General features: G+C 59.3%; 8 protein-coding genes, 2 tRNA genes and 3 rRNA genes. 10 read left to right on the forward strand and 3 right to left on the reverse strand.

Going from position 1 to position 14,551, the window contains the following annotated elements; all coding sequences use genetic code 11:
• Positions 1-59: 59 nt before the first annotated feature.
• The 9 genes from QEN71_RS21285 (at position 60) to rrf (ending at position 9,956) form a co-directional block, all read left to right on the forward strand.
• Positions 60-821: a phosphonate utilization associated transcriptional regulator gene (locus QEN71_RS21285; protein ID WP_201657213.1), complete on the forward strand. Its 762-nt coding sequence runs from the start codon at positions 60-62 to the stop codon at positions 819-821.
• A gap of 43 nt (positions 822-864) precedes the next feature.
• Complete coding sequence (gene phnA / locus QEN71_RS21290) at positions 865-2,136, forward strand: phosphonoacetate hydrolase (protein ID WP_201657216.1); 1,272 nt, start codon at positions 865-867, stop codon at positions 2,134-2,136.
• A complete protein-coding gene (gene phnY / locus QEN71_RS21295) occupies positions 2,133-3,590 on the forward strand; it encodes a phosphonoacetaldehyde dehydrogenase (protein WP_201657219.1) in 1,458 nt (485 codons plus the stop codon). The genes phnA and phnY overlap by 4 nt, the downstream gene beginning before the upstream one ends.
• Before the next feature lie 4 nt (positions 3,591-3,594).
• A complete protein-coding gene (locus QEN71_RS21300) occupies positions 3,595-4,155 on the forward strand; it encodes a phosphonate degradation HD-domain oxygenase (protein ID WP_201657222.1) in 561 nt (186 codons plus the stop codon).
• 488 nt (positions 4,156-4,643) lie between these two features.
• A 16S ribosomal RNA gene (locus tag QEN71_RS21305) occupies positions 4,644-6,174 on the forward strand.
• 64 nt (positions 6,175-6,238) lie between these two features.
• Positions 6,239-6,315 (forward strand) — tRNA-Ile (locus QEN71_RS21310).
• A gap of 59 nt (positions 6,316-6,374) precedes the next feature.
• Positions 6,375-6,450 (forward strand) — tRNA-Ala (locus tag QEN71_RS21315).
• 305 nt (positions 6,451-6,755) lie between these two features.
• A 23S ribosomal RNA gene (locus QEN71_RS21320) occupies positions 6,756-9,636 on the forward strand.
• Positions 9,637-9,842: 206 nt separating this feature from the next.
• A 5S ribosomal RNA gene (rrf, locus tag QEN71_RS21325) occupies positions 9,843-9,956 on the forward strand.
• The 16S, 23S and 5S rRNA genes sit together here with 2 tRNA genes alongside, the layout of an rRNA operon.
• Positions 9,957-10,193: 237 nt before the next feature.
• On the opposite strand, the gene QEN71_RS21330 is transcribed toward rrf, so the two are convergent.
• Positions 10,194-11,513 (reverse strand): MFS transporter, encoded by a 1,320-nt coding sequence (locus QEN71_RS21330; protein ID WP_201660570.1) that lies wholly within the window; start codon positions 11,511-11,513, stop codon positions 10,194-10,196.
• Positions 11,514-11,866: 353 nt separating this feature from the next.
• Between QEN71_RS21330 and xylB the strand changes: the two genes are divergently transcribed.
• The gene (xylB, locus tag QEN71_RS21335; RefSeq protein ID WP_201660567.1) at positions 11,867-13,333 is read left to right on the forward strand and encodes a xylulokinase; all 1,467 of its coding nucleotides are present in this window, start codon (positions 11,867-11,869) and stop codon (positions 13,331-13,333) included.
• Between the two features lie 52 nt (positions 13,334-13,385).
• On the opposite strand, the gene QEN71_RS21340 is transcribed toward xylB, so the two are convergent.
• Positions 13,386-13,961: a DUF1349 domain-containing protein gene (locus QEN71_RS21340; RefSeq protein WP_201660563.1), complete on the reverse strand. Its 576-nt coding sequence runs from the start codon at positions 13,959-13,961 to the stop codon at positions 13,386-13,388.
• 40 nt (positions 13,962-14,001) lie between these two features.
• Positions 14,002-14,541 carry a cytochrome b gene (locus QEN71_RS21345; protein ID WP_201660560.1) on the reverse strand — a complete coding sequence of 180 codons (540 nt, stop codon included), beginning with the start codon at positions 14,539-14,541 and terminating at the stop codon, positions 14,002-14,004.
• Between the last annotated feature and the right edge of the window lie 10 nt (positions 14,542-14,551).

Genomic DNA, 14,551 nt, shown 5'->3' on the forward strand with positions numbered 1-14,551 from the left:
TTCGTGAGGTGTGCCGACGTCGGCGCGCCGCGCATATTGATGTGGCAAATATTGTCGAAATGACCGAAAATATGGAAATTGAGTCGGGCGACAGAATCGAGGTGGTCAGGCGGCATTCGCTGACGGCGCTGGTGCGCGACGAGATCGAGCGCCACATCGTCGACGGCAAGCTCACGCCCGGCGACAAACTGAACGAAGCCGAATGGGCCGCGCGTCTGCAGGTGTCGCGCGGGCCGGTGCGCGAGGCGTTTCGCGCGCTGGAGCAGGCGGGGCTCGTGCGCAACGAGAAGAATCGCGGCGTGTTCGTGCGGACGGTGTCGCTGGCGGAAGCCGACGAGATCTACGCGGTACGCGCCGTGCTCGAAGAGGCAGCGTGCCGGATGCTCGCGCCGCGCATCGATGCCGCGCAACTGGCCGTACTGCGCGCGCATGTCGAAGCGATGCGCGCCGCGCTCGATGCCGGCGATCACGATGCGTACACGCGCTCGAATGTGGCGTTTCACGATGCGATCGTCGCGACGGCGGGCAACGCCAAGCTGTATGAGACGTATCGCAGGCTGGTCGGCGAACTGAGTCTGTTCCGGCGCGCGGCGCTCAGCGTGCGTGGCGATGCGATGGAGCAGTCGCTCGCCGAGCATCGCGCGATCTTGTCTGCGCTCGCCGCGCGTGACGCAGATGAAGCCGCGCGACGCATGCTCGCGCATGTGGACGGCGGCAGGCGGCGCGCGCATGAGGCGGTCGAGCCGGGTGTATCGGACGCGTCGGCCGCGTCGGACGAAAGCGATGACGATGACAACGGGCTGAGCGCGCTGCTCGCCTGAACGAATGAAGAACACGCGTCGGCGACGCGTAGGGAAGAGTGCAATGGTGAACGAATCCGCAATCCAGTCCGGACGTAATGTTGAAGTGAATGGCCGCAGCTACCGGCTGCCCGCGAAGTCGACGGTCGTTGTGTGCGTCGACGGCTGCGAGTACGACTATCTCGAAGCCGCGGTGAAAGCGGGCGTCGCACCGTTCATCGGCAAGATGCTGCGCGACGGCGCGGCGTTCAAGGCCGACTGCGTGATCCCGTCGTTCACGAACCCGAACAACCTGTCGATCGTGTGCGGCGTGCCGCCGTCCGTGCATGGCATCTGCGGCAATTACTTCTGGGATCCGCAGGCCAATGACGGCAAGGGCGCGGAAGTGATGATGAACGACCCCGCCTATCTGCGCGCGCCGACGCTGCTCGCCGCTGCCGCCGATGCAGGCGCCGCCGTCGCCGTCGTCACGGCTAAAGACAAATTGCGTCGCCTGCTCGGCAACAAGATGACGGGCATCTGCTTCTCGGCGGAAAAGGCCGACAAGGTGACGCTCGAAGAAAACGGTATCGGCGAAGTGCTCGATCTGGTTGGCTTGCCCGTGCCCGACGTGTACAGCGCGGGGCTGTCGGAATTCGTGTTCGCGGCGGGCGTGCGGCTCGCGCAGACGCGCAAGCTCGACCTGATGTATCTGTCGACCACCGATTACATCCAGCACAAGTGGGCGCCCGGCACGGAAGGCGCGAATGCGTTCTACGCGATGATGGACGGCTACCTTGCGCAACTCGACGCGCTCGGCTGGGTGATCGGCCTGACCGCGGACCACGGCATGAACGCGAAGCACGATCCGCAGACGGGCGAGCCGAACGTGATCTATCTGCAGGACGTGATGGACGAATGGCTCGGCGCGCGCGCGGCCCGCGTGATTCTGCCGATCACCGATCCCTACGTCGTGCATCACGGCGCGCTCGGTTCGTTCGCGACGATCTATCTGCCGGCGGACGCGAATGCGCGCCAGGTGATCGAACGGCTCAGCGGCCTGGACGACATCGAAGTCGTGCTCGACAACAAGGCAGCGTGCGAGCGCTTCGAGCTGCCGAACGATCGCGTGGGCGACATCGTCGTGGTGAGCAAAAAGAATACGGCGCTCGGCACGCGTCGCGAAGAACATGACCTGTCGGGACTGACCGTGCCGCTGCGTTCGCACGGCGGTATTTCCGAGCAGGTGGTGCCGCTGATCTTCAATCGACGCATCGACGAAGCACGCGTCGCGGGCAAGCGTCTGCGCAATTTCGACGTGTTCGATCTCGCGCTCAATCACGTGGCGGCGTCATGAACGCAATCATGCAGTCCAACGATCATCCCGCGTTTCGCGCAGAAGCGCTGCGTCTGAAGGGCGAGCGCGCGGCGCGCTCGCGCACGCTCGATGTGTTCGATCCGTACACGGGCATGCGCGTCGGCACGGTGCCGCTGGCGAGCGTCGACGATGTGCGCGCCGCGTTCGAATACGCGTCGGCTTATCAGGCGAAGCTCACGCGTTATGAGCGCTCGCAGATTCTGGAGCGCGCCGGCATTCTGCTGCGCGAGCGGCTCGAAGAGGCATCGGATCTGATCACGCTCGAATCGGGTTTGTCGAAGCAGGACTCGCGCTACGAGATCGGTCGTGTCGCCGACGTGCTGAAGTTCGCGTCGATCGAAGCGCTGCGCGACGACGGCCAAAGCTTTTCGTGCGATCTTACGCCGCATGGCAAGAAGCGTCGCGTGTTCACGCAGCGCGATCCGCTTGCGGGTGTGATCGTCGCGATTACGCCGTTCAATCACCCGATGAACCAGGTCGCGCACAAGATTGCGCCGTCGATTGCGACGAATAATCGCGTGATTCTGAAGCCGTCCGAGAAAGTGCCGCTGTCGGCTTACTTTCTCGCAGACATTCTGTATGAAGCCGGTTTGCCCGCGCCGATGCTGCAGGTGCTGACCGGCGATCCGCGCGAAATCGCGGACGAACTGATCACGAATCCGCTCGCCGAACTCGTGACGTTCACGGGCGGCGTGGCGATCGGCAAGCATATCGCCGAGCGCGCGGGCTACCGGCGCGTTGTGCTCGAACTCGGCGGTAACGATCCGCTGATCGTCCTCGAGGACGCCGACCTCGAGCGCGCGGCCACGCTGGCCGTGCAGGGCTCGTACAAGAATTCGGGGCAGCGCTGCACGGCCGTCAAACGGATGATCGTGCAGAAGAGCATCGCGGCGCGCTTCACGGAACTGGTCGTCGAGAAGACGCGCGAATGGACGTACGGCGATCCGTTCGACGAGTCGAACCAGATGGGCACCGTGATCGACGTCGAAGCGGCGCGGCTGTTCGAATCACGCGTGAACGAAGCCGTCGCGCAGGGCGCGCGTTTGTTGACGGGCAATCAGCGCAAGGGCGCGTTGTATGCGCCGACGGTCGTCGATCAGGTTGATCCGTCGATGACGCTGATCCGCGAGGAAACCTTCGGCCCCGTCTCGCCGATCATCACCTTCGATACGATCGACGACGCTATCCGCATCAGCAACGGCACGCCGTTCGGTTTGTCGTGCGGCCTGTGCACGAACCGGCAGGACGCGATTCCGCGCTTCATCAACGAATTGCGCGTCGGCACGGTGAACGTGTGGGAAGTGCCGGGGTATCGCGTCGAACTGACGCCGTTCGGCGGCATCAAGGACTCCGGCCTCGGTTACAAGGAAGGCGTGCAGGAAGCGATGAAGAGCTTCACGAATCTCAAGACGTTTTCTCTTCCATGGGAGTGATGCTGTGGCATTGAGTCTGGACGATATTCGCGGACTGTTCGAGTCGCACGGCCAACTGGCCTATAGCGGCGAGCCGGTCACGCAACTCGAGCATGCATTGCAAAGCGGCGCGCTGGCCGAATCGGAAGGCGCGTCCGAAGAGCTGGTCGCGGCGGCGTTTCTGCACGACCTCGGGCATCTGCTGAACCGGCAGGGCGAGACGCCGACCGCGCGTGGTATCGACGATCTGCATCAGTATTTCGCGCTGCCGTTTCTGCGGCCGGTGCTGCCGGAAGCGGTGCTGGAGCCGATCCGTTTGCACGTCGACGCGAAACGCTGTCTGTGCGCAATCGATGACGCATACTTTGGGAAGTTGTCGTCGGATTCCGTACGCAGTCTCGAACTGCAAGGCGGCATTTTCAACGACGACGAGGCGCAGGATTTTCTGAGCAAGCCGTTTGCGGAGGATGCGCTGCGGTTGCGTCGCTGGGACGATCTCGCGAAGGAGGCGAATCGCGAGACGCCGGACCTCGATCACTATATGAGCGTCGTGTCGCGTGTGATGGAGCGGCATGCTGCTGTGTGAAAGCGGTAGCCGCGTCATATGACATGCGTTTTACGCATATAAAAAAAGCGCTTGCAAGTGCCCGTGCAAGCGCCTAGAATTCCGCTCTTTCGCGCTGCGGACAACGCGGCGCGGGAGAAACGAGGAAGGGCGGGAAAGCTAGCATTGACGGGCTTTCCAGTTAAGTCGGCGGGTCAGGAAGTTAAAAAAACCGGTTGACGAGACGAAAAAGGTTCTTCATAATCTCGTTTCTCTGCTGCTGACGCAGCAACGCGGTGAAAGCAAGGCGCTTCCTGCGGATGTTCTTTAAAAACTAACAGCCGATAAGTGTGGGTGCTCGATGGCGGCGCGCGGCGATCTTCGGGTCGCTGAATAGCGAAAGTAATCGAGTCTCACACGGAAGAAATTGAGGAAGGTTTGATGGAGTCGAAAGACTTGATCGAATCATCTGTCAGTGATTTTGAGTGAGCGACCGGGTTCGAAAGAGCCCGAAAAACAGTAACAGGTTTGAACTGAAGAGTTTGATCCTGGCTCAGATTGAACGCTGGCGGCATGCCTTACACATGCAAGTCGGACGGCAGCGCGGGGGCAACCCTGGCGGCGAGTGGCGAACGGGTGAGTAATACATCGGAACGTGTCCTGGAGTGGGGGATAGCCCGGCGAAAGCCGGATTAATACCGCATACGCTCGGGAGAGGAAAGCGGGGGATCTTCGGACCTCGCGCTCAAGGGGCGGCCGATGGCAGATTAGCTAGTTGGTGGGGTAAAGGCCTACCAAGGCGACGATCTGTAGCTGGTCTGAGAGGACGACCAGCCACACTGGGACTGAGACACGGCCCAGACTCCTACGGGAGGCAGCAGTGGGGAATTTTGGACAATGGGGGCAACCCTGATCCAGCAATGCCGCGTGTGTGAAGAAGGCCTTCGGGTTGTAAAGCACTTTTGTCCGGAAAGAAAACTTCGTTCCTAATACGGATGGAGGATGACGGTACCGGAAGAATAAGCACCGGCTAACTACGTGCCAGCAGCCGCGGTAATACGTAGGGTGCGAGCGTTAATCGGAATTACTGGGCGTAAAGCGTGCGCAGGCGGTTCGCTAAGACCGATGTGAAATCCCCGGGCTTAACCTGGGAACTGCATTGGTGACTGGCGGGCTAGAGTATGGCAGAGGGGGGTAGAATTCCACGTGTAGCAGTGAAATGCGTAGAGATGTGGAGGAATACCGATGGCGAAGGCAGCCCCCTGGGCCAATACTGACGCTCATGCACGAAAGCGTGGGGAGCAAACAGGATTAGATACCCTGGTAGTCCACGCCCTAAACGATGTCAACTAGTTGTCGGGTCTTCATTGACTTGGTAACGTAGCTAACGCGTGAAGTTGACCGCCTGGGGAGTACGGTCGCAAGATTAAAACTCAAAGGAATTGACGGGGACCCGCACAAGCGGTGGATGATGTGGATTAATTCGATGCAACGCGAAAAACCTTACCTACCCTTGACATGTACGGAATCCTGCTGAGAGGTGGGAGTGCCCGAAAGGGAGCCGTAACACAGGTGCTGCATGGCTGTCGTCAGCTCGTGTCGTGAGATGTTGGGTTAAGTCCCGCAACGAGCGCAACCCTTGTCCCTAGTTGCTACGCAAGAGCACTCTAGGGAGACTGCCGGTGACAAACCGGAGGAAGGTGGGGATGACGTCAAGTCCTCATGGCCCTTATGGGTAGGGCTTCACACGTCATACAATGGTCGGAACAGAGGGTTGCCAAGCCGCGAGGTGGAGCCAATCCCAGAAAACCGATCGTAGTCCGGATCGCAGTCTGCAACTCGACTGCGTGAAGCTGGAATCGCTAGTAATCGCGGATCAGCATGCCGCGGTGAATACGTTCCCGGGTCTTGTACACACCGCCCGTCACACCATGGGAGTGGGTTTTACCAGAAGTGGCTAGTCTAACCGCAAGGAGGACGGTCACCACGGTAGGATTCATGACTGGGGTGAAGTCGTAACAAGGTAGCCGTATCGGAAGGTGCGGCTGGATCACCTCCTTTCCAGAGCTAGCGTTTCAAAGTTGAGCGCTCACACTTGTCGGCTGTTGTTTGAAGACAGGCTCAGGGGTCTGTAGCTCAGTCGGTTAGAGCACCGTCTTGATAAGGCGGGGGTCGATGGTTCGAATCCATCCAGACCCACCAACGCCTTGTCTGGTGTGGTGATGATAACCCGCTGACATTCCTCTGTGCGCTGTATGACTGGGGGATTAGCTCAGCTGGGAGAGCACCTGCTTTGCAAGCAGGGGGTCGTCGGTTCGATCCCGTCATCCTCCACCAATTCCCAATGCACAGTGTTCTGCTGAAGCAGAAGACTTCGCATTGGCAATTGAGCCAGTCAGAGCGGTATCTGGCAGTAGCGGATATCGGCTGTCGTTCTTTAACAATCAGGAAGAAGTAGTAAAGAGATTCACGAAAGTGTACTTAGAGATGGGTGCATGAGTAGGTGAATCAGGGTTGTGATTGTATCGAAAGTATTTTTGAGTTCATCGAAAGACGAACCTGGAATACGGCACAACGCGAAAACTCAACCTGTAGCGGATGATCTTGCAGTGAGCAATCATTGGGAGACACACCCGTTATAGGGTCAAGCGAACAAGTGCATGTGGTGGATGCCTTGGCGATCACAGGCGATGAAGGACGCGGTAGCCTGCGAAAAGCGGAGGGGAGCTGGCAAACGAGCTTTGATCCTCCGATATCCGAATGGGGAAACCCGGCCCGAATGGGTCACCCGCAGCTGAATACATAGGCTGTGTGGAGCGAACGCGGTGAACTGAAACATCTAAGTAACCGCAGGAAAAGAAATCAACCGAGATTCCCAAAGTAGTGGCGAGCGAAATGGGACCAGCCTGTACTCTTTATCTTCGTTGTTAGCCAAACGCTCTGGAAAGTGCGGCCATAGTGGGTGATAGCCCCGTAGGCGAAAACAGCGAGGAAGAACTAGGTGTACGACAAGTAGGGCGGGACACGTGAAATCCTGTCTGAAGATGGGGGGACCATCCTCCAAGGCTAAATACTCGTGATCGACCGATAGTGAACCAGTACCGTGAGGGAAAGGCGAAAAGAACCCCGGGAGGGGAGTGAAACAGATCCTGAAACCGCATGCATACAAACAGTCGGAGCCTCGCAAGGGGTGACGGCGTACCTTTTGTATAATGGGTCAGCGACTTACATTCAGTGGCGAGCTTAACCGATTAGGGCAGGCGTAGCGAAAGCGAGTCCGAACAGGGCGATTCAGTCGCTGGGTGTAGACCCGAAACCAGGTGATCTATCCATGGCCAGGATGAAGGTGCGGTAACACGTACTGGAGGTCCGAACCCACTAACGTTGAAAAGTTAGGGGATGAGCTGTGGATAGGGGTGAAAGGCTAAACAAACCTGGAAATAGCTGGTTCTCTCCGAAAACTATTTAGGTAGTGCCTCGTGTATCACCTTCGGGGGTAGAGCACTGTCATGGTTGATGGGTCCATTGCGGATTACGTCGCCATAGCAAACTCCGAATACCGAAGAGTGCAATCACGGGAGACAGACATCGGGTGCTAACGTCCGGTGTCAAGAGGGAAACAACCCAGACCGCCAGCTAAGGTCCCCAAATATGGCTAAGTGGGAAACGAAGTGGGAAGGCTAAAACAGTCAGGAGGTTGGCTTAGAAGCAGCCACCCTTTAAAGAAAGCGTAATAGCTCACTGATCGAGTCGTCCTGCGCGGAAGATGTAACGGGGCTAAGCCATATACCGAAGCTGCGGATGCACATTTATGTGCATGGTAGGAGAGCGTTCCGTAAGCCTGCGAAGGTGCGTTGAAAAGCGTGCTGGAGGTATCGGAAGTGCGAATGCTGACATGAGTAGCGATAAAGGGGGTGAAAGGCCCCCTCGCCGTAAGCCCAAGGTTTCCTACGCAACGTTCATCGGCGTAGGGTGAGTCGGCCCCTAAGGCGAGGCAGAAATGCGTAGCTGATGGGAAGCAGGTCAATATTCCTGCACCAGTGTGAAATGCGATGGGGGGACGGATCGCGGAAGGTTGTCCGGGTGTTGGAAGTCCCGGTCGCTGCGTTGGAGAAGGTGCTCTGGCAAATCCGGGCACGGGATTCAAGGGCGTGGCGCGAGCTCCTTCGGGAGCGAAGCAATCGGAAGGGGTTCCAGGAAAAGCCTCTAAGCTTCAGTTTCACATTGACCGTACCGCAAACCGACACAGGTGGGCGAGATGAGTATTCTAAGGCGCTTGAGAGAACTCGGGAGAAGGAACTCGGCAAATTGGTACCGTAACTTCGGGATAAGGTACGCCCCTGTAGCTTGACGCCCCTGCGGGCGAAGGGTGAAGGGGTTGCAATAAACTGGTGGCTGCGACTGTTTAATAAAAACACAGCACTCTGCAAACACGAAAGTGGACGTATAGGGTGTGACGCCTGCCCGGTGCCGGAAGATTAAATGATGGGGTGCAAGCTCTTGATTGAAGTCCCGGTAAACGGCGGCCGTAACTATAACGGTCCTAAGGTAGCGAAATTCCTTGTCGGGTAAGTTCCGACCTGCACGAATGGCGTAACGATGGCCACACTGTCTCCTCCCGAGACTCAGCGAAGTTGAAGTGTTTGTGATGATGCAATCTCCCCGCGGCTAGACGGAAAGACCCCATGAACCTTTACTGTAGCTTTGCATTGGACTTTGAACCGATCTGTGTAGGATAGGTGGGAGGCTATGAAGCGGGAACGCCAGTTTCCGTGGAGCCGTCCTTGAAATACCACCCTGGTTTGTTTGAGGTTCTAACCTTGGCCCGTGATCCGGGTCGGGGACAGTGCATGGTGGGCAGTTTGACTGGGGCGGTCTCCTCCCAAAGTGTAACGGAGGAGTACGAAGGTACGCTAGGTACGGTCGGAAATCGTGCTGATAGTGCAATGGCATAAGCGTGCTTAACTGCGAGACCGACAAGTCGAGCAGGTGCGAAAGCAGGTCATAGTGATCCGGTGGTTCTGTATGGAAGGGCCATCGCTCAACGGATAAAAGGTACTCTGGGGATAACAGGCTGATACCGCCCAAGAGTTCATATCGACGGCGGTGTTTGGCACCTCGATGTCGGCTCATCTCATCCTGGGGCTGTAGCCGGTCCCAAGGGTATGGCTGTTCGCCATTTAAAGAGGTACGTGAGCTGGGTTTAAAACGTCGTGAGACAGTTTGGTCCCTATCTGCCGTGGGCGCTGGATATTTGAAGGGGGCTGCTCCTAGTACGAGAGGACCGGAGTGGACGAACCTCTGGTGTACCGGTTGTCACGCCAGTGGCATCGCCGGGTAGCTATGTTCGGAAGAGATAACCGCTGAAAGCATCTAAGCGGGAAACTCGCCTTAAGATGAGATATCCCCGGGGCTTCGAGCCCCTTGAAGGGTCGTTCAAGACCAGGACGTTGATAGGTCAGGTGTGGAAGCGCAGTAATGCGTTAAGCTAACTGATACTAATTGCCCGTAAGGCTTGATCCTATAACAGGTGTGTGTCGGCAGCCGTTAGTGCTTCAGCACTTATGGATGCCCCACCCTGCGCTGCGCGCAGGGTCTCGGAAGCACACTCAGGTTTGAGATCGATGTTGTGCCAACATAAACAACACATCCCACACTCTTTACGCTTCTTCCAGATTGGCTGTGGCGCCAGGTTGACTCCAACCCGCGCGACGCAGCAACCCGTCATGCCTGATGACCATAGCGAGTCGGTACCACCCCTTCCCATCCCGAACAGGACCGTGAAACGACTCCACGCCGATGATAGTGCGGATTGCCCGTGTGAAAGTAGGTAATCGTCAGGCTCCTTACCCAGACAAGACCCCGCCCTCAAAAGCGGGGTCTTGCCGCTTCTACAGACGAAGTTCTGGCGCCACGCTTACCAACGAACGATTCTTGCGCATCGGTGCTGCGCAAACATCATCGCGCCGCTCAAACCCATCAAAAACAAAAAGCAGGATCGTCGCCACAAAAACGTAGCATCCGATCCTGCCATAGTCTCAAACAGCCAGAGCAATCACTGGCAAAACACAACAAATCCGTTATCGTCTCGCCCGCGTCTCATGCGTAAACCTGAGCGTGAAGACGGTGATCGCACCCAAAATCATCAGAAAGACCGAGACCGGCCAATAAGCGTGATAGTGGGCGAGCAGAGCCGTAGCAATCAACGGCGACAGTCCCCCCGCGAAAATCGATGCCACTTCATGCCCGAGGGCCACGCCTGAATAGCGCACTTCCGTGCTGAAAAGTTCTCCGACGAGCGCGGGCAAGGTACCGATCATCGCTCCGTGGCAGACCGCTGTGCCGAGAATGAGCGCGAGATAAATCCACGGCGCCTGGTGCGTATCGAGCATCCAGAAAAACGGAAACGCCATCACGATCAGACCGGCTGCGCCGATCATATACACCGGCTTTCGGCCGATACGGTCGGACAGTCGTCCCCACGCGAGCATGGCGGCCATTTCGACGACCATCGCCAGCATCACGCCCGTTAACATCACCGAACTCGCGATACCTGCAAACTTCCCATACACCAGCGAAAACGCGAGAAAGATATAGGCGCCGCCGTTTTCCGCTACGCGCAAGCCCATCGCCATCAAGATCTCTTTAGGATGCCGCCTGATGACTTCGACCACGGGCATATGCGTCTTTTCTCCGCGCTTTTCCGTCTGTTCGAAATCGCGGCTTTCCGGCAGGCTGTGCCGGATATAAACGCCGATAGCAAAGATCACGATGCTCGCAAGGAACGGGAGCCGCCATCCCCAGCTGATGAATGCGTCGTGTGGCAAAGATTGCGCCGCGAGAAATGCGCCTGACGACAACACAAAGCCGCCGCCTACGCCAAGCTGGCTCCACGCCGCGTAATACCCGCGTTTTTCGGGCGGCGCACTCTCGCTGATCATCAATACGCCGCCGCCCCATTCGCCACCCGATGCAATGCCTTGCAGCAGCCGCAACACGACGAGCGCGACTGGCGACCAGATGCCGACCTGCGCATACGTCGGTAGCAGGCCGATCGCGAACGTTGCGATGCCCATGATGAGCAGCGTCCATACGAGCGATGCCTTGCGCCCATAGCGGTCGCCGATGTGCCCGAACACGATGCCGCCCACCGGTCTCGCGACGAAACCCATCGCGAACGCCGCAAATGCGCCGAGCGTGCCGATCAGCGGATCGGCTCCCGCAGGAAAGAACAACTGCCCGAATACGAGCGCTGCAGCCGTGCCATAGACGAAGAAGTCGTACCACTCCATCGCGTTGCCCGCGACGGATGCGATGACGATCTTGCGCAGCGTTCTGTCTTCGAGAGGCCGGGCGGCGTCGAGGCGGCCGGAGGCGTGCGTGGTTTCGATGGAAGCCATATTGGTGCGCATTCTATGTAGTGGGGATCGTGGCATCGAGTGTCGGCCGCGCATATCGATCGGTCAAATTCATCGAAAAAGGGAGACGTCATCAGCCGCGCAAATGTGGGACGAAACGTTCGAAGTCGTCTGCGCAAAGTGCGGCGTGGTAACGTCACGTTTCAACGAGAACAGTTGCCGGCCATCACGAGCCGGCGTGAAAGGAGGAGACATGCGTCCAGGCACAGCGCCGCATTCGCGCGGCCTCGGCATGTGCGCCTCCCGTACGGTTTCGTGAACGCGTAGCCGCGCGCTGGCGTGTCGTCGATGTTCAGCATGCGGCGTCCACTCATGCCCAATAGTGAGGACGTGCTGTGACTTTCCTTGGAATCGACCTCGGCACCTCTGAGGTAAAAGTAATTCTGACCGATGACGCATCCGCGACGCTCGCGACGAGCGGCGCGCGCCTCGACGTGGCGCAGCCGCATCCGCACTGGTCGGAGCAGGATCCGCAAGCGTGGTGGCAGGCCACGCTCGACGCCGTTGCGGCCGTGCGCAGCGCGAATCCCGCTGCATTCGCGGCGCTGCGCGGCATCGGGCTCTCGGGGCAGATGCACGGTGCGACGCTGATCGATGCGAATGGCGAAGTACTCAGGCCCGCGATACTCTGGAACGACACGCGTGCCTTCGCCGAATGCGCGGAGCTGGAAGCGCTCGTGCCCGAGTCACGCGACATCACCGGCAATCTCGCGATGCCCGGTTTCACTGCACCGAAACTGCTTTGGCTCGCGAAGCACGAACCTGCAGTGTTTCGCGCCGCAGCCAAGGTGCTTTTGCCGAAAGACTATCTCGCGTGGAAGCTGACGGGCGATTTCGTGTCGGACATGTCGGATGCCTCAGGCACCTTATGGCTCGATGTGGCAAAGCGCGACTGGTCCGACCGCATGCTTGCGGCAACAGGACTGACGCGCGCGCATATGCCGAGGCTCGTCGAAGGCAGCGCGCCTGCTGCACAGTTGAGCGACGCGTTGCGGCGCGACTGGGGCATCACTGGACCTGTCACCGTGTGCGGCGGCGCAGGCGACAACGCAGCGAGCGCAATCGGCATGGGTGTGGCGGAAGCGGGCAGCGCGTTTCTGTCGCTTGGCACGTCGGGGGTTCTCTTCGCGGGCACCGATCGCTTTGCACCGAATCCCGCGCAAGGCGTGCACGCATTCTGTCACTGTCTGCCGGAGCGCTGGCATCAGATGAGTGTCATCCTGTCCGCGGCATCGAGTCTCGGTTGGCTGTCGAAGGTCGTGGGTCGCGAGGTCGGCAGCTTGCCCGAGCTTGCGAGCACGGCCAATCCCGCAACGGCGCCGATCTTTCTGCCGTATCTGAGCGGCGAGCGCACGCCGCATAACGACGCGAATGCGCGCGGTGTGTTCTGGGGCTTGACGGGCTCGCACAGCACGGGCGATCTCGCGTACAGCGTGATGGAAGGCGTTGCGTTCGCGATGGCAGACGGCTACGCGGCGCTGCAAAGCGCGGGCACGACGTTGAAGAGTGCATCGTTTATCGGCGGCGGCTCGCGCAGTCCCTTCTGGGCGAATCTGTGCGCGACGGCAACGGGTATCACGATGCATCGGCACGAAGGCAGCGATGTGGGTGCCGCGCTCGGCGCGGCACGTCTCGCGCGACTCGCAGTGACGGGTGAAGCCATCAACGAAGTCTGCCTCGCTCCGCCGACACTCGAATCATGCGAGCCCGATCGCGCGCAAGCGCCGTTGCTTGCGCAAAGGCTCGCGCGTTATCGCAGCATCTATCAGGCGCTCAAAGCGGGCTTTGCGGAATCCGCATGACGTGTGCAGCGCGGCGTGCCGCAACGGGTGCGCCGCGCGATGACGACGTATTTCAACTCAGGTCATGCAGATCTTTCTGCAGCGGTGCGCTAACGCTGAAGCTGGAGAACTGGACCTGCAATCCGCCTCGCTCCGGTGTGCAGCACACGGGCCCGACAAAGTAGTGCGCGGCAACGGGAAAAGGCGCGAGCCGCAGTAGAGGCCATGTTTTCCCGTCGATGGAGTACTGGATGCGCAGCACACCTTGCGCAACGGTGGCACGCATCCAGAAGCCGTCTTTTGACACGATTGGCGAACCGATCGCCCAGTCCGACTGGCCGACGGTTAACACGCTGCTCATCATCAACACGTCGTCGGTGAATTCGACGCCTGCCTTCATCCACGTCGACTCGTCGACGCGCACCATCAATCCGGCCTGATCGTAGAGCGCATGAAACTGACCGCGCACACGCACTTGCGCAGTGAAGTCGCCCTGTGTGCGGACGACGAAGCAGTGGCCTGAATCGCGCGTGAACCCATAGTGCGTTTTGCGCCAGAAGTCGGTTTTCGGATCGGTGGTCACGTTGAGCGTATCGCCGTCCAGCGACCATACAGACGGCTCATTGAACCATTCGCATTGTTCGAACACGCGCTGTCTCCCGTATGCGGCCAGCGCAGCGCACCGAGGTCTAACGTTCGCCGCGAGCCATGCTGGAGAATACGCCGTCGCGGCGAACGAGTCCATGAAAGAGGGCCGCCGCGAGATGCACGAGTACGGTGGCGAACAGCGCGAATGCGAGCCACGTATGCAGCGCGCGCAGCAACGCAAACAGGTCGACGTTTTGCGGCACGATCGAAGGCAGATGCCATGCGCCGAACAGCGTGACGGGATAGCCGCCCGCCGAGAGCATGGCCCAGCCGATCAACGGCATCGCGATGAATAGTCCATAAAGCACGAGATGCGACGCCTTGGCGGCGAAGCGCTGCAAGGCGGGCATATCGTCGGGCAATGCCGGGCTGCCGTTTTTCAACCGCACGGCCACGCGCAGCAGGGCGAGCAATAGCAATGCGACGCCAAGCGGCCGATGCAATGCGATCAACGTGGCGTGCGCGTGAGAAACAGTCGCGACCATCGCGACGCCGATAAACAGCATCGCGAGAATCAGCGCGGCCATCGTCCAGTGCAAAAAGCGCGCGAGCGGCGAGAAATGGCGAGAAGTGTTCGTCATGATGCGTTCC

The sequence above is a fragment of the Paraburkholderia sabiae genome, from assembly GCF_030412785.1.
Lineage (GTDB): Bacteria > Pseudomonadota > Gammaproteobacteria > Burkholderiales > Burkholderiaceae > Paraburkholderia > Paraburkholderia sabiae.